This is a genomic window from Streptomyces sp. NPDC085944 (assembly GCF_040686295.1).
GTDB classification, from domain to species: Bacteria; Actinomycetota; Actinomycetes; order Streptomycetales; family Streptomycetaceae; genus Streptomyces; species Streptomyces salinarius.
The window spans coordinates 326,048-343,952 of sequence record NZ_JBFBJX010000002.1 but is presented as its reverse complement, the minus strand read 5'-3'; the positions used below and the strand labels follow the sequence as shown (position 1 = coordinate 343,952).

The window sequence follows — 17,905 nt, the reverse complement described above, 5'->3', positions numbered from 1 at the left end:
GCCGACGCCCCCCGTCAGGAGCAGCCATGACCACCACCCGTACGACCGGCGCACCGGCCGAGGTCGAACTCGCCATCGGCGGCATGACCTGTGCCTCGTGCGCCGCCCGGATCGAGAAGAGGCTCAACCGGATGGACGGGGTCACCGCCACCGTCAACTACGCGACGGAGAAGGCCAAGGTCAGCTACGCCGGTGACGTCTCGGTCCCGGAGCTGATCGCCACCGTCGAGGCGACCGGGTACGCGGCCCGTGAGCCCGAGCCGGTCCGGACCGGGCCCGCGCCCGGCGCGGAGGGCGCCGAGCCCGCCGACGATCTGCGGCCCCTGCGGGAGCGGCTGGTCACGGCCGTGGTGCTGGCGGTTCCGGTCATCGCGATGGCGATGGTGCCGGCGCTGCAGTTCGAGTACTGGCAGTGGCTGTCGCTGACCCTCGCGGCACCCGTGGTGACCTACGCCGCCTGGCCCTTCCACAAGGCCGCGTTCACCAACGCCCGGCACGGTGCGGCCACCATGGACACCCTGATCTCGGTCGGCACGTCGGCGGCGTTCCTGTGGTCGCTGTGGGCGCTGTTCTTCGGCAGCGCGGGCACGCCCGGCATGACGCACCCCTTCGAGCTGACCATCGCCCGCGGTGACGGCGCGGGGAACATCTACCTGGAGGCCGCCGCCGGGGTGACCGCGTTCATCCTGGCCGGCCGCTACTTCGAGGCGCGTTCCAAGCGCAAGGCCGGGGCCGCGCTCAAGGCCCTGCTGGAGCTCGGCGCCAAGGACGTGACGGTGCTGCGGGACGGGCGTGAGGAGCGCGTTGCGGTCGGCGAGCTGAGGGCCGGGGACCGTTTCCTGGTCCGTCCCGGCGAGAAGATCGCCACCGACGGCACGGTCGTCGAGGGCACCTCGGCCGTCGACGCCTCGATGCTCACCGGCGAGTCCGTCCCGGTCGAGGTGGGCGTGGGCGACGGCGTCACCGGGGCCACCCTGAACGCGGGCGGCCGGCTGGTGGTCGAGGCGACGCGGGTCGGCGCGGACACCCAGCTGGCGCGGATGGCGAGGCTGGTCGAGGACGCGCAGAACGGCAAGGCCGCCGCCCAGCGGCTCGCCGACCGCATCTCCGGCGTCTTCGTCCCCGTCGTCATCGCCCTGGCGCTGGCGACCCTGGGCTTCTGGATCGGCAACGGCTCCGGACTGACCGCCGCGTTCACCGCCGCCGTGGCCGTCCTGATCATCGCCTGCCCCTGCGCCCTGGGCCTCGCCACCCCGACCGCGCTGATGGTCGGCACCGGGCGCGGCGCCCAGCTCGGCATCCTCATCAAGGGCCCCGAGGTCCTGGAGTCCACCCGCAAGGTCGACACCGTCGTCCTCGACAAGACCGGCACCGTCACCACCGGCCGCATGACGCTGCTCGCCGTGCACACCACCGGCAGCGCCGAGGAGAGCGAAGTGCTGCGGCTGGCGGGCGCGTTGGAGCACGCCTCCGAGCACCCGATCGCCCGGGCGGTGGCCGCGGGAGCCGCCGAACGGGTCGGCGCTCTGCCCGCCCCCGAGGACTTCGCCAACGTTCCCGGTCTCGGTGTCCAGGGCGTCGTCGAGGGCCACGCGGTCCTGGTCGGGCGCGAGAAGCTGCTCGCCGAGTGGGCCATGGAACTGCCCGCCGCCCTGGCCCGCGCCAGGACCGAGGCGGAGGCGGCCGGCCGCACCGCGATCACCGTCGCCTGGGACGGCGAGGCCCGTGCGGTCCTGGAGGTCGCCGACGCGGTCAAGGACACCAGCGCCGAGGCGATCGCCCGGCTGCGCGCCCTGGGCCTGACGCCGGTCCTGCTGACCGGTGACAACGAGGCGGTGGCCCACTCGGTCGCCCGCGAGGTCGGCATCGACGCCGAGCACGTCGTCGCCGAGGTCATGCCCGAGGACAAGGTCGACGTCGTCAAGCGCCTCCAGGCCGAGGGACGTTCGGTCGCGATGGTCGGCGACGGAGTCAACGACGCCGCGGCGCTCGCCCAGGCCGACCTGGGCCTCGCCATGGGGACCGGCACCGACGCCGCCATCGAGGCCGGCGACCTCACCCTCGTCCGCGGCGACCTGCGCGCCGCCGCGGACGCCATCCGGCTCGCCCGCAGGACCCTCGGCACCATCAGGTCCAACCTGTTCTGGGCCTTCGCCTACAACGTCGCCGCCCTGCCGCTCGCCGCGGCCGGACTCCTCAACCCGATGATCGCCGGAGCCGCCATGGCCTTCTCCTCCGTCTTCGTCGTCGGCAACAGCCTGCGGCTGCGGGGCTTCAGGGCCGCGGACTGACCCGCCGCCACGGCGCCGAGCCGCCGGCCGACCCGCACGGAGTCGGCCGGCGGCTCGGCGCCGTGTGCCCGCCCGGACCGCACCGCCCGACCGGGAACCCCACCGCACGACCGGAACCCCACCGCCCGACCGAGACCTCACCGCACAACCGGAACCCCACCGCCCGACCGGGACCGCTCCCGCCGCCGTCCCCCGGACGGGTCCCGCCCACGGGCCGTCGGGTCCTGGCGCGACCAGCATGGTCAAGGTCCCGTCTCCCCGCGGAGCAGGAGCCCATGACCGAACCGACCAACGCCGACGGCGACACCCGCGGCCCGCTCGCGCCGGCTCCCACCCCCGGGCCTGCGCGCAGGCGGACCGTCGCGGCCGTGCTCGCCGATCTGCGTGCCGTGGACGGCGCGCTGTACGCGGCGGTGGCCGGCACGCCCACGCCCACGCTCGACCGGACGCTGCGGCACCTGTCCCACGCCGCGGACCGCTCGAAGGTCTCGCTGGGGATCGCGGCCGCGCTCGCGCTGGGCGGGGACCGGGCGCGGCGGGCCGCCCTCGTCGGGGTGGGCGCGGTCGCCGTGGCCTCGGCCTCGACGAACCTGCTGGGCAAGCACCTGGTGCGCCGGGCGCGGCCGGACCGGGAGGCGGCGCGGGTGACGGTGGACCGGTACGTGCCCATGCCCGCGTCGGCGTCGTTCCCCTCGGGACACACGGCCGCGGCGGTCGCGTTCGCCACGGCCGTCGGCGTCGTCCTGCCCGAGGCCGCCGTGCCGCTCGGCGCGCTGGCGAGCGCCGTCGGCTACTCGCGGGTGCACACCGGCGTGCACTACCCCGGTGACGTCGCGGCGGGTGCCGTCCTGGGCATCGCCAGCGCGGCGGCCGCGCTGGCGGCGGCGCCCCGTCAGCCGAACACCTTCACCGCCTGGTAGTACGTCCAGGCCGTGCTGTTGCAGGCGGTCTTGGTGGCGCCGCCGTAGCGGGCGCAGACCCGCTTGAGGTCCTCGTAGAAGGCGCTGTCGAGACGGGACTTGTTGGCGTTGAAGGTGCCCGCGTCCTTGTAGTTGCGGTAGCCGAAGTCGTGCCGTGCGCAGGAGGTGCTGAAGGGGAAGCCGAACGGGTTGTCCGGCGAGGAGGAGCAGTAGTCGGTGGTCCAGTCGAACCCGTAGGCGGACCAGGCGGACTTGTTGGCCCGCGCCGCGGTCCAGGCGTTGTAGCTGGACGCGCTGGTCTGCGTCCAGCTGGCGAGCACCTGGGCCTTGTCGGCGGGAGCGGCGTCGGCGGCCGCGGCGGTGGCGACGACGGTGGTCACGGCCAGCGTGGCGGCGGTGAGTCCGGTGGCGAGTCTGCGGTGCATCCCACACCTCCATGAGGCTGCGGCCCGCCCCTCGGGCCGCAGGTTCATGTCAAGATGATGCGCACCTGTACCACCTGTTCACACCTCAGGTGGCCCAACTCCCTGTGAACATCCCGGTTTTCGTGCGCTACGCGCGTCCTCCCGGCGCCCAGTCGGGGTGATCACCGTGCATGGCGGCGTGGAACGGGTCACCGGGGACGATCTCACCGGCCCGCACCGGCCGCCCACTGAACGCCGCCTTGTACAGGGCCGCGGCGAACTCCAGCGTGGCTCGGGCCTCCTGGCCGCTGCCGGGCGGCCGGGCCCCGGCGTCCCAGGCGTCCAGTACGGCGCCGAGCTGCGCCGTGTGGGAGCTGGGCAGGTCGGCGGGAGGGGTGCGCCAGGCCGCGGCGCGTTCGGGGGCGACGTGCCGGGCCGGGGTGTAGGCCCAGTCGTCGTTGCGATGCCCGTACAGGTGGGTCAACTCGACCGTCGCGTCGGCGCAGTCGACGCGTACCCGGCTGGTCTCGTCCGGGGAGAGCACGCTGTTGACGACGGTGGCGAGGGCCCCGTTCTCGAAGCGCACCAGGGCGGTGGAGACGTCCTCGCTCTCGGTGTCGTGCACCAGGCGCGACGCCATGGCCCGTATCTCCGCCCAGGGGCCCAGCAGATGGAGCAGCAGGTCGTACTGGTGGATGCCGTGGCCCATGGTCGGGCCGCCGCCCTCGGTGGACCAGCGTCCGCGCCACGGCACCGCGTAGTAGGCGGCGTCGCGGTGCCAGGTCGTCTGGCAGTGGGCGACCAGCGGGGCGCCCAGCTCACCGCTCGCGATCAGTTGGCGGGCGTGCGCGGCGCCGGAGCCGTACCGGTGCTGGAAGACCACGGACGCGTACGCCCCGGACGCCTCCTCGGCCGCCGCGATGTCGTCGTACTCGGCGAGGGAGAGACACAGCGGCTTCTCGCACAGCGCCCAGGCACCGGCCTTCAGCGCGGCCACCGTCTGCTCCCGGTGCAGCGACGGCGGCGTGCCGACCAGGACGAGGTCGGGGCGTACGGCGTCCAGCATGGCGTCCGTCGACGCGTACCCGGCGACGTCGCCGGGCGCCTGCGCGCGGAAGGCGTCGAGCCGCGAGGGGTCCACGTCGACGGCGGCGACCAGCTCGACGCGGTCGGCGTGGGCGGCGAGAGCGGGCAGGTGGCCGCCGGTGACGATGGCACCGGTGCCGATCACCGCGACCCGGCGGCGGGCGGGGCGTGGGGACATGCGGTCCTCCTCGGAGTGCGAGGCGCACGCGCACGCCGTGCCGCGCGGCGCCACGTCGAATAGAAAGCGCTTTCAAACAGGGTCGACCATAGGCGGACGGCGATGGCCCGGACAACCCCCACCGTTTGCGGGCCGGGCGCACGGCTGGTCGACTGTCGCGGGGGGAACCGGGGCCGGCGGTATCGCGCCGGCCCGCCCTTCAGTCATCTCCGGAAGGAGTCCAGGCGTGAGTTCCCCGAAGCCGAATCCCTCGTCGTCCGCGGAGCAGCGGTCGGACGGCAGCCAGCCCTGGCTGCACCAGAAGGGCCGGACCATTCAGGAGTTCGGCACCGTCAAGCAGTTCCCCGTGGCCCTCACCATGGAGACCCGTCTCTACTCCTGCCAGCGGCTCAACAAGGTCCTGGCGGACACCCGGATCCTGCACGACCTGTACAAGAAGTACCACTGGCTGATGCGCGGGGCGACGTTCTACCAACTGCACCTGCTGCTGGACAAGCACGCCGGCGAACAGCTGGAGCTGATCGACACCGTCGCCGAACGCGTCCAGACGCTCGGCGGCGTCGCGGTGGGCGACCCCCGGCACGTCGCGGAGATCACCACCGTGCCGCGTCCGCCGGACGGGGTGGAGGAGGTGCCGTCGATGCTCTCGCGGCTGCTGGAGGCGCACGAGCTGATCCTGACCGAGTGCCACGACGCGGCGGCCCGCACCCAGGAGTACGGGGACGACGGCACCAACGACCTCCTGGTCTCCGAGGTCGTGCGGACCAACGAACTCCAGGCGTGGTTCGTGGCGGAGCACCTCGTGGACACGCCGCTGATCCACGCCTGACCGTCGGACATGGCGCACACGTCCCAGGACGCCGACGGGGGTCCCCCGGTGCGCGGACGATGGTCCGCGTTCCGGCGGACGCCGTTCTGGCCGGCCACCGTCCTGGTGCTGATCCTCGCGGCCTCGGCGGGTCTCTTCGCGGGCTCGTACACCTACTCCATGGCGAACCCGACGCCGCGCCTGATCCCCACGGCCGTGGTCGGCTCGTACGAGAAGGCGGGCGCGCAGGCCTACCTTCGCGGTCTGGAGAAGGCACTGAACACCTCGGTGAAGGTGCATCCCTACGAGACCCGCGCAGCCGCCCGCGAGGCGATCGAGCAGCAGGAGGTCTTCGCGGTCTTCGAGCTGCGCGACGACGGGCGCACCGCCGCTCTCGAGGTGTCCAGCGCGTCCGGCGCCTCGGTTGCGGAACTGCTCTCGCAAACGGCGCCCGCCGTGGGGAAGAAGCTCGGCGTCCGGGTCACCGTCCGGGACGTCAATCCGTTGCAGGAGGGCGACCCGCGCGGGCTGGCGATCTTCTACATCTCGCTGGCCGCCGTGATCATCGGTTTCGTCGGGGCGATCCAGCTGAGCGTGCACGCGCGCTCGCTCACGCCGTTCGAGCGCATCCTGTTCACGGCCGCCTACGCGCTGCTCGGCGGCTTCGTCATCGCCGCCACGGTGGACTGGCTGCTGGGTGCGCTGAACCTTCCGTTCGCCGAGTCGTGGCTCATCCTGGCGCTCACCATGTTCGTGTCCGGCATGGTCTTCACCATGTTCAACACCCTGTTCGGCCGCTGGGCGATGCTGCCCACCTGGGGTCTCATGGTGATCATCGGCAACCCCTCCTCCGGCGGCGCGGTGTCCTGGCCGCTGCTGCCGTCGCCGCTGGGGACGATCGGCCGGTGGCTGCCGCCCGGCGGCTCGGTCAACGCGCAGCACACCGCGGTGTACTTCCAGGGTCACCAGCACGCGTTCCCGTTCCTGGTGCTGGGCGGGTGGGCGCTGCTGTCCTGCACGGTCTTCTGGATCTGGCGGCACCGGCACCCCGGTGGCCGCGACGAGGATCCGACGGGGGCGCAGGAGTCCTGACCGGACCGTCGCGGACATCTGTCCCGATCGGCGGCCTGCTGCGATCATGAGGCGACATTCCCCGCTTCCGGGGGTCCCGGGCCCGGGAGCCCCTGCTTCCGGGAGCTCCCGCCTTCGTTTGGAGTGCGTACATGGCCCTCGACGTCGACGCGATCCGCGCGCAGATACCCGCCCTGAAGTCCGGCTCCGCCCGCTTCGACGCGCCCGGCGGCACCCAGACCCCGCAGCCCGTCATCGACGCGATCGCCGAGGCACTGTCCAACCCGCTGGCCAACCGCGGCCGGACGACCGAGGGCGAGCGCAACGCGGACGGCATCGTCGCGGACGCCCGCGACGCGCTGGCCGACCTGCTGGGCACCGAGCCGCAGGGGATCGTGCTGGGCCGCAGCGCGACCCAGCTCGCCTACGACCTGTCCCGGACGCTCGCCAAGTCCTGGGGCCCCGGGGACGAGGTGGTCGTCACCCGGCTGGACCACGATTCCAACATCCGGCCCTGGATCCAGGCGGCGGAGGCGGTCGGCGCGACCGTGCGGTGGGCCGACTTCGACCCGGCCACCGGTGAACTGCGCCCCGAGCACGTCGAGGCGGTGCTCTCCCCGCGTACCAGGCTGGTGGCGGTGACGGCCGCCTCCAACCTGATCGGCACGATGCCCGACCTGCCGGCGATCGCCCGGCTGGCGCACGGCGTGGGCGCGCTGTGCCACGTCGACGCGGTGCACTACGCCTCGCACGCCGTCGTCGACCCGTCGGCCCTCGGCGCGGACACCCTGGTGTGCTCGCCGTACAAGTTCCTCGGGCCGCACCTCGGAGTGCTGGCGGCCCGGCCGGAGTTCCTCCAGACCCTGCGGCCGGACAAGCTGCTGCCCTCCAGCGACGCCGTGCCGGAGCGGTTCGAGCTGGGCACGCTGCCGTACGAGCTGCTGGCCGGTGCCCGTGCCGCGGTGGACTTCCTGGCCGGGCTGGAGCCGGAGGCGCGCGGCACGCGCCGGGACCGGCTCGTCGCCTCGTTCGCCGCGCTGGAGGCCCACGAGCAGGTGCTGCGCGAGCGGATCGAGCGGGGCCTGGCCGGTCTGGACGGCGTCACCGTGTACGCGCGGGCCGCCCGGCGCACGCCGACGCTGCTGTTCACCGTGGCGGGCCTGCGCCCGGGCGAGGTGTACCGGCAGTTGGCCGAGCGGGGCGTCGACGCGCCCGCCGGGTCGTTCTACGCCCTGGAGGCCTCGCGCCGCCTGGGCCTGGGCGACGAGGGCGCCGTCCGGGTCGGACTGGCGCCCTACACCAGCGCGGCGGACGTGGACCGCCTCCTGACCGCGCTGGCCGGCCTAGACCGCTGAGCCCGCCGCCTCACGACAGCGGTACGGTCACCTCCCCTTCGCCCTCCGCGCTCGCGCCGCCCGCGACCCGGACGGTGAAGGGGCGGTCGGTGCCGTCGGCGGTGACCCGCAGGACGTCTCCCTCGCGCCGCACCCGGAAGGTCGCGGCCGGAGTGCCCAGCAGGTCGGGCACGGTGACCTCGGCCGTGCAGCCGGCGTCGGCGGTCGGGTGGACCAGCAGGGTCGGGGCGTCCAGCCAGTCGCCGTCGGGCCGCCGGTCGTCGGAGGCCAGCGGCAGGACGGCGCCCTCGCGGACGTACAGCGGCAGGCTGTCGTAGCCGTGCCGTTCGGTGCGCCAGGCCGGGCCGGTGACGCGCTCGCCGGACAGGAGGTGGGTCCAGGTGCCCTCGGGGAGGTAGACCTCGACCTCGCCGTCCTCGGTGAAGACCGGGGCGACCAGGACGTCGGAGCCGAGCATGTACTGGCGGTCCAGCGTCCGGCAGCCCGGGTCGTGCGGGTACTCCAGGACCATCGGCCGCATCATCGGCACGCCGGTGCGGTGGGCCTCGGCGGCGACGCCGTAGAGGTAGGGCATCAGGCGGTGCTTGAGCAGGGTGAAGCGGCGGGCGACGTCGACGGCCTCCTCGCCGAACTCCCACGGCACCCGGTACGACGAGGAGCCGTGCAGCCGGCTGTGCGAGGAGAGCAGGCCGAAGGCGAGCCAGCGCTTGAAGACGGCCGGGTCGGGCGTGCCCTCGAAGCCGCCGATGTCATGGCTCCAGAAGCCGAAGCCGCTCAGGGACAGGGACAGGCCGCCCCGCAGTGACTCGGCCATCGCCTCGAAGGACGACCAGCAGTCGCCGCCCCAGTGGACGGGGTACTGCTGGCCGCCCGCGGTCGCGGAGCGGGCGAAGAGGACGGCCTCACCCTGCCCGCGCTCCTTCTCCAGGAGTTCGAAGACGGTGCGGTTGAACAGGTGCGTGTAGTAGTTGTGCATGCGCTCCGGGTCGGAGCCGTCGTGCCAGACCACGTCGGTGGGGACGCGCTCGCCGAAGTCGGTCTTGAAGCAGTCCACGCCCTGGTCCAGCAGCGGCTTGAGCTTGCCGGCGTACCAGTCGCGGGCGGCCGGGCTGGTGAAGTCGACCAGGCCCATGCCCGCCTGCCACAGGTCCCACTGCCAGATGTCGCCGTCCGGCCTGCGCACCAGGTGCCCGAGGGCGGCGGCCTCGTCGAAGAGCGGGGACTTCTGGGCGATGTAGGGGTTGATCCAGGCGCTGACCCTGAGCCCCTTGGCCTTGAGCCGGGCGAGCATGCCGTCCGGGTCCGGGAAGACGTCCGGGTCCCATTCGAAGTCGCACCACTGGTACTCGCGCATCCAGAAGCAGTCGAAGTGGAAGACGGAGAGCGGGATGCCGCGCTCGGCCATGCCGTCCACGAACGAGGTGACCGTCTGCTCGTCGTAGGAGGTGGTGAAGGAGGTGGTGAGCCACAGGCCGAAGGACCAGGCCGGCGGCAGGGCGGGGCGGCCGGTGAGGGCGGTGTAGCGGGTGAGGACGTCCTTCGGGGTGGGCCCGGCGACGACGTAGTACTCCAGCGCCTGGTCCTCGACGCTGAACTGCACCTGGCCGACGGACTCGGAGCCGACCTCGAAGGAGACCGCGCCGGGGTGGTTGACGAAGACGCCGTAGCCGCGCGAGGAGAGGTAGAACGGGACGTTCTTGTAGGCCTGCTCGCTGCTGGTGCCGCCGTCGGCCTGCCACATGTCGACGACCTGGCCGTTCTTGACGAACGGGGTGAAGCGCTCGCCGAGGCCGTAGATCTGCTCGCCGACGCCGAGGGTGAGGCGGCCGAGCATGTGGTGGGCGCCGTCGCCGGTGGTGGCGAAGGCGGTGCTCTTGGCGTCGGCGCGGGTCAGCTCGCGTCCGTCCGCGTCGCGGAAGGTGAGGCCCCAGGGCCCCTCGCGGTCCAGGCGGAGGGTGAGCGGGCCGCTGGTCAGCTCGGTGACGGTCCCCTCCTGGCGCACCTCGCCGGCGCCGTCCTCCGCCTCGGTGAGCGCGAAGTCGGGGCCCGGCCGGCGCTTGCCGGCGTGGTGGGTGACGCGGACGCCGATGACGCCCTCGGCGGGAGAGAAGCACTCGACCGTGAGGAGCGGCGCGTTGAGCGTGTCCCCCCTCCGCGTCACCTTCTTCACGGCGGCATGGGCGGTGAAGCGCTTCGATTGCGGACGTACATCGCGTACCTCGGTGGCGTACGAGAGATGCACGCCCTCACGGATGAGCCAGAAGCCGTCGGTGAACTTCATGATCTTCCTCGGGTGGGGCGGGAGCTGTCGGATGGGGAGCACGGAGGCCGTCTCACAGCGATGTGATCGTACACAAGACAAATCCCCGCGCCGAGGCGTTTGCGGCACTCACACCGCTCTGACCAGTAACTATTACGTCGGAGAACAACTTCGTCACCGCACGGAGCGAAGAGAGAGGGGCCACTTTGCTCTAGCGCGGAAGCGGGTCCGTGACGTATTAGTCATCACACCAAACAAATCGGTCCGGCGAGGAAGCCGGACGGTACGACAGCAAGGGCCGCACCATGTCGAAGCGCTTCACCTCGCTCGCCTTGACAGCACACCCTCCGGCTGCCACGCGCCGCGGGCGAGGACGCTCACGCCGAGTCATCGCCCCCGTCACCGCCGTGTCCGTGCTGGTCTCCGCAGCGGCGCTGGCCGGCTGCGGACAGCAGCGCGACGCCGGCACGTACACCGTGATGAACTCCTCGACCGACGAGTCGTACCACCGCTGGGACGCGGAGGCGATGGCCCGCTGCGGCAAGGAGCTGGGCATCACCATCGAGCAGCAGAGCGTCCCCGCCTCGCAGGTGATGACGAAGGCGCTGCGCATGGCGTCGTCCAAGTCGCTGCCCGACATCGTGCAGTTCGACGCGTCCGAGATGCCGACCTTCGCCGACGCGGGCGGTCTGGTGGACCTGAGGACCCTCGGCCTGAGCACCGACGACATCCCGGACGGGATCGTCGACTTCGGCTCCTACAAGGGCACGTACTACGGCGCGGCCCGCTCCGTGAACACCCTCGCCCTCTTCTACAACAAGGACGTCCTCGACAAGGCGGGCGTGAAGGTGCCCACCACCTGGGCCGAACTGCGGGCGACGGCGAAGCAGCTCACGCAGGGCAAGCGGTACGGCCTCGCGCTCAGCGCGGGCGGCGCGGAGGACGGCGTCTTCCAGTTCACGCCGTTCATGTGGTCCAACGGCGGCGACGAGACCGACCTGGACGGCCCGAAGGTGGTCGAGGCCCTGGACTACTGGAAGAGCCTGCTGAAGGACGGTTCGCTGTCGAAGTCGACGGTCAACTGGACGCAGGCGGACGTCAACGACCAGTTCATGGCCGGCAACGCGGCGATGATGATCAACGGTCCGTGGCAGGTGGAGACACTCAACAGCGACGAGTCGCTGCACTGGGGCATCGCGCCGATCCCGGTGCCCGAGGCGGGCGACGACTCGGTGGGCCCGCTCGGCGGTGCCGTGCTGACCGTGCCCGACACCGGTGACGAGGCCCGGGAGAGGACGGCCGGGAAGATCGTCGCGTGTCTGGCGAGCGAGAAGGAACAGCTGACCTACGCGCTCAACAGCTGGATGGTCCCGGCCAACGCCGAGGCCGCCGCCGTCTGGCGCGAGAAGGTGCCCGAGCTGGACTCCCTGGCCGACCAGGTGGCCGTCGCCCGGTCCCGGACGGCGAAGCTCGGCGCCGGCTGGTCGAGTGTGTCGCTCGCCCTGCAGAGCGCCTTCCAGTCGGCCCTGACCGGCCAGTCCAGTGAGACCGCCCTGAAGCGCGCCCAGCAGCGGGCCACGAGCGGGAACTGAGGTACGCCGCCATGACCACGCCCATGCCCACGTCCACCGTCTCCACGCAGGCGCCCGCGAAGGCGCCCACGTCGCCCGCCGCGCCGGACCCCGGCCGGATCGCGCGCCGCCGCAGGCTCGCCCAGTGGGGGTTCGTCGCCCCCGCCGTCGTCTTCATGCTGCTGTTCTTCGGCTACCCGCTCGTGCGCAACGTCGTGATGAGCTTCCAGGACTACACGCCGAAGACCTTCTTCACCGGTGAGGCGCCCTTCAACGGCGCCGACAACTGGTCGAACGTGTTCCAGGACGCCCTGTTCGGCAAGGCGCTGTGGCACACGCTCGTGTTCACGGCGGGCTCCCTGCTCGGCCAGTTCTGCATCGGCCTGGCGCTCGCGGTGTTCTTCAGCCGGCGCTTCCCCCTGAACGGGGTGCTGCGCTCCCTGATCCTGCTGCCGTGGCTGGTGCCCATGGTGGTGTCCGGCATCGTCTGGCGGCGCATCCTCGACCAGGACACGGGCGTGCTCAACTCGTTCCTGGACACGCTCGGGACCGGCGGTCACACGCCCTGGCTGACCAGCCCGGAGATGGCCCTGCTCTCGGTCATCCTGGTCAACATCTGGATCGGCATCCCGTTCAACATGGTCATCCTGTACGGCGGTCTCCAGGAGATCCCGAAGGAACTGCACGAAGCGGCCGCCCTGGACGGCGCCTCGGCCTGGCGGACCTTCCGTTCGGTGACCCTGCCGATGCTCAAGCCCGTCGTCACGGTCGTCCTCGTGCTGGGCTTCATGTCGACGGTGAAGATCCTCGACCTGATCCTCGCCCTGACCGACGGCGGCCCGGCCGACGCCACCCAGACGCTGGGCACCCTGACCTACCAGAACTCGTTCGTCCAGCTGGACTTCGGCGCGGGCGCCGTCGTCGGCAACGTACTCATCCTGATCTCCGCCGTGTTCGCGGTGTTCTACCTGCGGGCCAACCGCACCGAGGGGAAGTGACGTCCATGGCCTCCCACACGCCCACCGCCTCCCGGCGCCGCTGGGGCTCCACCGTCGCCGGCGTACTCATCCTGTGCGTGATGCTGTTCCCGCTGTACTGGATGCTCAACACCGCGCTCCAGCCCGACTCCGGGCTGCTCCAGGTCGATCCGGTGCCGGGCAGCCTGGACCTGTCCGGCTTCTCCAAGGCGATCAGCGACCAGGGCGGTCACCTGCTGACCTCGCTGGCGGTCTCCCTCGGCGCGGTCGCCATCTGCCTGGCGATCTCGGCGCCCGCCGCGTACGGTCTCGCGCGGTTCGGGCTGCGCGGCTCGCGCACCATCGTGTTCGGCACGCTGATCACCCAGATGGTGCCGGGCATCGTCATCGCCAACGCGCTCTACAACTCCTACGTCGACCTGGGCCTGGTCAACTCCTACTTCGGCCTGATGCTGGCGGACGCCTCGCTGGGCATCCCGTTCTCGATCGTGCTGATGCGCTCCTTCATGGTGTCCATCCCGGGCGAGGTGATCGAGGCGGCGCAGATCGACGGCGCCGGTCCGGTGCGCGCCTTCGTACGGGTGGTGCTGCCGATGAGCCGCAACTCGCTGATCACGTCGGGCCTGTTCGCGTTCCTCTTCTCGTGGAGCGACTTCATGTTCGCGCTCACCCTGAACACGACCGACGACGTCAAGCCCATCACCCTGGGCATCTACCAGTACATCGGCGCGCACGTCGGCGACTGGGGCTCGGTGATGGCCGCGTCGGTGCTGTCGGCGGTGCCCGCCGCGATCCTCCTCGTCCTCGCCCAGAAGTACATCGCCGCCGGGATCACCGGCGGTTCCGTCAAGTGAATCCCGCACGCGCCTGAACCCGCACGCCCCGCAAGCACGGAGATGACAGCACAGCATGAGTGAGTACCCCGGTTTCCCGCCCGGCTTCGTCTTCGGCGCCGCGACCGCCTCGTACCAGATCGAGGGCGCGGCGACCGAGGACGGCCGCGGTCCGTCGATCTGGGACACCTACAGCCACACCCCCGGCCTGGTGGTGAACGGCGACACCGGTGACGTGGCCTGCGACCACTACCACCGCTACCCCGAGGACGTGGCCCTGCTGCGGGACCTGGGCGTGGACTCCTACCGCTTCTCGATCGCCTGGCCGCGCATCGTGCCGGACGGCTCGGGCGCGGTGAACCCGAAGGGCCTGGACTTCTACTCCCGGCTGGTGGACGAACTGCTCGCGGCGGGCATCGAGCCGGCCGCCACCCTCTACCACTGGGACCTGCCGCAGGCCCTCGAAGACGTCGGCGGCTGGCGGGTGCGGGACACGGCGGAGCGGTTCGCCGAGTACACGGCGGTGGTCGCGGAGCACCTGGGCGACCGGGTGCCCCGCTGGATCACCCTCAACGAGCCGTGGTGCAGCTCCTTCCTCGGCTACTCCATCGGCCGGCACGCGCCCGGTGCCCAGGAGGGCCGGGGCGCGCTGGCCGCCGCCCACCACCTGCTGGTCGGCCACGGTCTGGCAGTGAAGGCGCTGCGGGCGGCCGGGGTGCGCGAGGTCGGCATCACGCTCAACCTGGACCGCAACCTGCCCGCCACCCACTCCCCGGCCGACCTGGCGGCGGTGGTCCGCGCGGACACCCAGCACAACCTGGTGTGGACCGAGCCGATCCTCGCCGGCCGCTACCCGGCCACCGAGGAGGAGACCTGGGGCGAGCTGATCACCGGGGAGGACTTCCGGCGGGAGGGCGACCTGGAGCTGATCTCCCAGCCGCTGGACTTCCTGGGCGTCAACTACTACCGGCCGATCGTGGTCGCCGACGCCCCGCACCGCGAGAGCGACCCGGCCCGCCGCGTGGCGACGGACAACCGGTACGAGGAGGTACGGCTTCCCGGGGTGCGGCACACGGCGATGGACTGGCCGGTCGTGCCGGACAGCTTCACCGACCTGCTCGTCGCTCTGAAGAAGCGGTACGGCGACGCGCTGCCGCCGGTCCGCATCACCGAGAACGGCTCGGCGGAGGACGACGCGCCCGCCGCCGACGGCACGGTGCACGACACCGACCGGGTCGCCTACCTGCGCGACCACCTCACCGCGCTGCGGGCGGCGATCGACGCGGGCGTGGACGTGCGCGGGTACTACGTGTGGTCGCTGCTGGACAACTTCGAGTGGGCGTACGGCTACGACAAGCGCTTCGGCATCGTGCGGGTCGACTACGACACGCAGGAGCGCACACCGAAGGACAGCTACCGCTGGTACCGGGAGCTGATCGCCGCGAACCGCGGGTGAGGTGAGGAGGGCGCGCCCCGCGGACGATCACGCGGCGCGCCCTCGGTGCTCCCGGGGTCAGGCCGGCAGGTTCCACTTCTGGGTACCGAGGCCGTTGCAGTCGTAGATCTGCAGCCTGGTGCCGTTGGCGGTGCCGCCCGAGGGGACGTCCAGACAGCGGCCGGACTGCGGGTTGAACAGCGAGCCGTCACTCCGGTGCCGCCACTGCTGGCCGCCGACGCCCGGGGCGCAGTCCCACACCTGGACCTTGGTGAAGTTGGCCGTGCCGTTGCCGTCGATGTCCAGGCATTTGCCGAACGCGCGCACCGTGCCGTCGGGGGCGACGGACCAGCGCTGACCCGTGGCGGTGTTGCAGTCCCACAGCTGGGCCGCGTTGCCGTTGCGGCTGGTGTTGGTGTCGACGTCCAGGCACTTGCCCGCGACCCACGGCGTGGTGATCTGGCCGACCGGTCCGCCGAGACCGCCGGTGCCGAAACGGACCTGGCACTGGTTGCCGGTGCCGAGCCAGGTGGCGGTCAGGTGGAGGAAGGAGCTGCCGTCGGCGCGCGGCACGATCGGTGAGCTGTAGCCGGGGCGGGAGGGCTCACCGGGGTTGTAGCCGCCGGTGGGGTCGGTCAGGAACGGGGCCTCGATCTCGGTCCACTCCCCCGCGCCGAGGCGGGTGTTGGCGAAGACGACGGTGCCGGACTCCGACAGCACGGTCTTGTTCCCGGTGGGTCCGCTCACGACGCGCTGCCCGGACATCAGCAGCGTGCCGTCGGGGCCGCCGCCCGGTACCCGGGCGAGGTAGGGGGTGTGCAGCAGCTCCCTGCCGTCGGCGGTGCGCACCAGGGTGCCCGGATTGTCGGCGGGCGCCCAGTTCCGGCCGTCGGGGCTGGTCTTGGTGTACACCTCGCAGGCGTGGTCGGCGTCGGTGGCGTCCCGGCACATCCCGTACGCCATCATGAACCGCCCGTCGGGCAGCGGGACGACGATCGACATGCCCGGGCGGGCGAGGTTGTCGGCGGGGAAGGCGACGTCCTGGGTGAGCGTGCCGCTCCAGGTGCGGCCGCCCTCGGTGGAGGTGTAGTGGCCGATGACCTGGTTGTTGGTGGGGCTGTTCGCGGGCCGCTCGTCGGAGATGAAGCAGGCCAGGGTGTTGTCGGGGGCCAGCAGGAACCAGGGTTCCCAGATGCCGTGCCCGATGGTGTCGGGCAGACCGCTGGTGCGGGTGCCCGACGACATCGCCGTCGTCGGTGTGGACGGCATCCAGGAGGGCCGGTACAGCTCGCCGTCGCTGACCACCGTCGCCCCGGACAAGGCCGCGATCGCGCGCACGGCGGTCAGCACCCTGCTCGGCGTCATCGACGGCTCGGCACCCGCCCCGACGGAGGCCAAGGCGCCGCACCGGCTGGTGGTGCGGGAGAGCACGGCGGGGGCACGGGCCGGCTGACGGACGCTCTTGCCGCGGGCCCGCCCGGCACCTAGCCTCCATTTGTGCCGCAAATAAACAAAGCCCGATCGCACAGCGCCGTGCCGGGCTCCCGTACCGGTCTCACCCGTCTCCGCATCGCCCTGACCGCCTTCTTCGCCCTGGACGGCTTCGTCTTCGCCGGCTGGGTGGTCCGCATCCCCGCGATCAAGGAACAGACCGGCGCCTCCGCCAGCGCCCTCGGGCTCGCCCTGCTCGGTGTCTCGGCGGGCGCCGTCGTCACCATGACGCTCACCGGACGGCTGGTCCGGCGCTACGGCAGCCACCCCGTCACCGTCGCCTGCGCGGTGCTGCTCTGCCTCAGCATCGCCCTGCCCCCGCTCACCCACTCCGCGCTCGCCCTCGGCGCCGTGCTGCTTGTCTTCGGCAGCGCCTACGGCGGGATCAACGTCGCCTTCAACAGCGCCGCCGTCGACCTGGTCGCCGTACTGGGGCGTCCCATCATGCCCAGCTTCCACGCGGCGTTCAGCCTCGGCGGGATGGTCGGCGCGGGGCTCGGCGGTCTGGTCGCCGGGGCGCTGTCGCCGACGCAGCACCTGCTCGCCCTCACCGTGACCGGCCTGCTGGTCACCCTGTTCGCGGGCCGCGCCCTGCTGCGCTGCGAGCCCGCCGTCCCACCGGACCGCACACCGGACGAGGACGACGCCCCGCGCCGCCGTGACCGTCGTACCCGCCGCCTCGTCGTCACCTTCGGCCTGATCGCCCTGTGCACGGCGTACGGCGAGGGCGCGATGGCCGACTGGGGCGCCCTGCACCTGGAGCAGGACCTCGACGCCTCCCCGGGGCTGGCGGCGGCGGGCTACTCCTGTTTCGCGCTCGCCATGACCGTGGGCCGGCTGACCGGGACGACGCTGCTGGAGCGGCTGGGCCGGACGGCCACGGTGGTGGCGGGCGGCACCACCGCGGTGGCCGGCATGCTGCTCGGGTCGCTCGCCCCGTCCGTGTGGGCGGCGCTGTTCGGCTTCGCGATCACCGGCCTCGGACTGGCCAACATCTTCCCGGTCGCGGTCGAGCGGGCCGGTGCGCTCGGCGGCCCGAGCGGTGTCGCGACCGCGTCCACCCTGGGCTACGGCGGCATGCTGCTCGGCCCGCCCGCGATCGGCTTCATGGCCGACTGGTTCTCCCTGCCGGCCGCCCTCACCAGCGTGGCGGCGCTCGCCGCGGTGGCCGTGCTGGTGGCGGTAGCGACCCGACGCGCGGGGGTTCCGGGCTGAAGCGGGTCCC

Annotated in this window: 15 protein-coding genes; 11 read left to right on the top strand and 4 right to left on the bottom strand. The window is 72.2% G+C overall.

Annotation, left to right across the window (positions count from 1 at the left end; translation table 11 throughout):
- Positions 1–26: 26 nt before the first annotated feature.
- Together AB0P07_RS05290 and AB0P07_RS05285 are read left to right on the top strand one after the other, a co-directional pair.
- Complete coding sequence (locus AB0P07_RS05290) at positions 27–2,291, top strand: heavy metal translocating P-type ATPase (RefSeq protein WP_365545354.1); 2,265 nt, start codon at positions 27–29, stop codon at positions 2,289–2,291.
- A 275-nt stretch (positions 2,292–2,566) separates the two neighbouring features.
- Positions 2,567–3,211 (top strand): phosphatase PAP2 family protein, encoded by a 645-nt coding sequence (locus AB0P07_RS05285; protein ID WP_365545351.1) that lies wholly within the window; start codon positions 2,567–2,569, stop codon positions 3,209–3,211.
- On the opposite strand, the gene AB0P07_RS05280 is transcribed toward AB0P07_RS05285, so the two are convergent.
- Positions 3,184–3,636 carry a phospholipase gene (locus tag AB0P07_RS05280; RefSeq protein WP_365545348.1) on the bottom strand — a complete coding sequence of 151 codons (453 nt, stop codon included), beginning with the start codon at positions 3,634–3,636 and terminating at the stop codon, positions 3,184–3,186. The two genes, AB0P07_RS05285 and AB0P07_RS05280, sit on opposite strands and share 28 nt — an antisense overlap.
- A 127-nt stretch (positions 3,637–3,763) precedes the next feature.
- Positions 3,764–4,879 carry a Gfo/Idh/MocA family oxidoreductase gene (locus AB0P07_RS05275; protein ID WP_365545345.1) on the bottom strand — a complete coding sequence of 372 codons (1,116 nt, stop codon included), beginning with the start codon at positions 4,877–4,879 and terminating at the stop codon, positions 3,764–3,766.
- Positions 4,880–5,105: 226 nt separating this feature from the next.
- On the opposite strand from AB0P07_RS05275, the gene AB0P07_RS05270 reads away from it, so the two are divergent.
- The 3 genes from AB0P07_RS05270 to AB0P07_RS05260 all read left to right on the top strand — a co-directional run bounded on the left by AB0P07_RS05270 (position 5,106) and on the right by AB0P07_RS05260 (position 8,113).
- On the top strand, positions 5,106–5,708 hold the full coding sequence (locus tag AB0P07_RS05270; RefSeq protein ID WP_102931557.1) for a DNA starvation/stationary phase protection protein: 603 nt from the start codon (positions 5,106–5,108) through the stop codon (positions 5,706–5,708).
- Positions 5,709–5,717: 9 nt separating this feature from the next.
- The gene (locus AB0P07_RS05265) at positions 5,718–6,779 is read left to right on the top strand and encodes an ABC transporter permease (protein WP_365545342.1); all 1,062 of its coding nucleotides are present in this window, start codon (positions 5,718–5,720) and stop codon (positions 6,777–6,779) included.
- Between the two features lie 131 nt (positions 6,780–6,910).
- Entirely contained in the window at positions 6,911–8,113 is a 1,203-nt protein-coding gene (locus AB0P07_RS05260; protein ID WP_365545339.1) for a cysteine desulfurase-like protein, read from the top strand.
- Positions 8,114–8,123: 10 nt separating this feature from the next.
- Here the strand turns inward: AB0P07_RS05260 and yicI are convergent, their stop codons facing one another.
- Complete coding sequence (yicI, locus tag AB0P07_RS05255) at positions 8,124–10,394, bottom strand: alpha-xylosidase (RefSeq protein ID WP_365545337.1); 2,271 nt, start codon at positions 10,392–10,394, stop codon at positions 8,124–8,126.
- Positions 10,395–10,678: 284 nt separating this feature from the next.
- On the opposite strand from yicI, the gene AB0P07_RS05250 reads away from it, so the two are divergent.
- Genes AB0P07_RS05250 through AB0P07_RS05235 form a run of 4 tightly spaced genes read left to right on the top strand, consistent with a single transcriptional unit; the run spans position 10,679 to position 15,210 of the window.
- Positions 10,679–11,965 carry a sugar ABC transporter substrate-binding protein gene (locus AB0P07_RS05250; RefSeq protein ID WP_365545334.1) on the top strand — a complete coding sequence of 429 codons (1,287 nt, stop codon included), beginning with the start codon at positions 10,679–10,681 and terminating at the stop codon, positions 11,963–11,965.
- Positions 11,966–11,988: 23 nt separating this feature from the next.
- On the top strand, positions 11,989–12,942 hold the full coding sequence (locus AB0P07_RS05245; RefSeq protein ID WP_365545863.1) for a sugar ABC transporter permease: 954 nt from the start codon (positions 11,989–11,991) through the stop codon (positions 12,940–12,942).
- A 5-nt stretch (positions 12,943–12,947) separates the two neighbouring features.
- Positions 12,948–13,775 (top strand): carbohydrate ABC transporter permease, encoded by an 828-nt coding sequence (locus tag AB0P07_RS05240; RefSeq protein WP_365545331.1) that lies wholly within the window; start codon positions 12,948–12,950, stop codon positions 13,773–13,775.
- 55 nt (positions 13,776–13,830) lie between these two features.
- Positions 13,831–15,210, top strand: a complete 1,380-nt coding sequence (locus AB0P07_RS05235; RefSeq protein WP_365545328.1) for a GH1 family beta-glucosidase — start codon at positions 13,831–13,833, stop codon at positions 15,208–15,210.
- A 57-nt stretch (positions 15,211–15,267) separates the two neighbouring features.
- Here the strand turns inward: AB0P07_RS05235 and AB0P07_RS05230 are convergent, their stop codons facing one another.
- Positions 15,268–16,434 (bottom strand): ricin-type beta-trefoil lectin domain protein, encoded by a 1,167-nt coding sequence (locus AB0P07_RS05230; RefSeq protein ID WP_365545326.1) that lies wholly within the window; start codon positions 16,432–16,434, stop codon positions 15,268–15,270.
- Here AB0P07_RS05230 and AB0P07_RS05225 point away from each other — a divergent pair.
- Positions 16,421–16,642, top strand: a complete 222-nt coding sequence (locus AB0P07_RS05225; protein WP_365545323.1) for a substrate-binding domain-containing protein — start codon at positions 16,421–16,423, stop codon at positions 16,640–16,642. The two genes, AB0P07_RS05230 and AB0P07_RS05225, sit on opposite strands and share 14 nt — an antisense overlap.
- Before the next feature lie 80 nt (positions 16,643–16,722).
- Complete coding sequence (locus AB0P07_RS05220; protein WP_365545320.1) at positions 16,723–17,895, top strand: MFS transporter; 1,173 nt, start codon at positions 16,723–16,725, stop codon at positions 17,893–17,895.
- Positions 17,896–17,905 lie beyond the last annotated feature (10 nt).

Coding starts and splice junctions, on each gene's coding strand:
- AB0P07_RS05265 (WP_365545342.1), top strand. CDS start 5,718: ATGGCGCACACGTCCCAGGACGCCGACGGGGGTCCCCCGGTGCGCGGA.
- AB0P07_RS05280 (WP_365545348.1), bottom strand. CDS start 3,636: ATGCACCGCAGACTCGCCACCGGACTCACCGCCGCCACGCTGGCCGTG.
- AB0P07_RS05285 (WP_365545351.1), top strand. CDS start 2,567: ATGACCGAACCGACCAACGCCGACGGCGACACCCGCGGCCCGCTCGCG.
- AB0P07_RS05275 (WP_365545345.1), bottom strand. CDS start 4,879: ATGTCCCCACGCCCCGCCCGCCGCCGGGTCGCGGTGATCGGCACCGGT.
- yicI (WP_365545337.1), bottom strand. CDS start 10,394: ATGAAGTTCACCGACGGCTTCTGGCTCATCCGTGAGGGCGTGCATCTC.
- AB0P07_RS05240 (WP_365545331.1), top strand. CDS start 12,948: ATGGCCTCCCACACGCCCACCGCCTCCCGGCGCCGCTGGGGCTCCACC.
- AB0P07_RS05250 (WP_365545334.1), top strand. CDS start 10,679: ATGTCGAAGCGCTTCACCTCGCTCGCCTTGACAGCACACCCTCCGGCT.
- AB0P07_RS05245 (WP_365545863.1), top strand. CDS start 11,989: ATGCCCACGTCCACCGTCTCCACGCAGGCGCCCGCGAAGGCGCCCACG.
- AB0P07_RS05230 (WP_365545326.1), bottom strand. CDS start 16,434: ATGTCGTCGGGCACCCGCACCAGCGGTCTGCCCGACACCATCGGGCAC.
- AB0P07_RS05260 (WP_365545339.1), top strand. CDS start 6,911: ATGGCCCTCGACGTCGACGCGATCCGCGCGCAGATACCCGCCCTGAAG.
- AB0P07_RS05290 (WP_365545354.1), top strand. CDS start 27: ATGACCACCACCCGTACGACCGGCGCACCGGCCGAGGTCGAACTCGCC.
- AB0P07_RS05235 (WP_365545328.1), top strand. CDS start 13,831: ATGAGTGAGTACCCCGGTTTCCCGCCCGGCTTCGTCTTCGGCGCCGCG.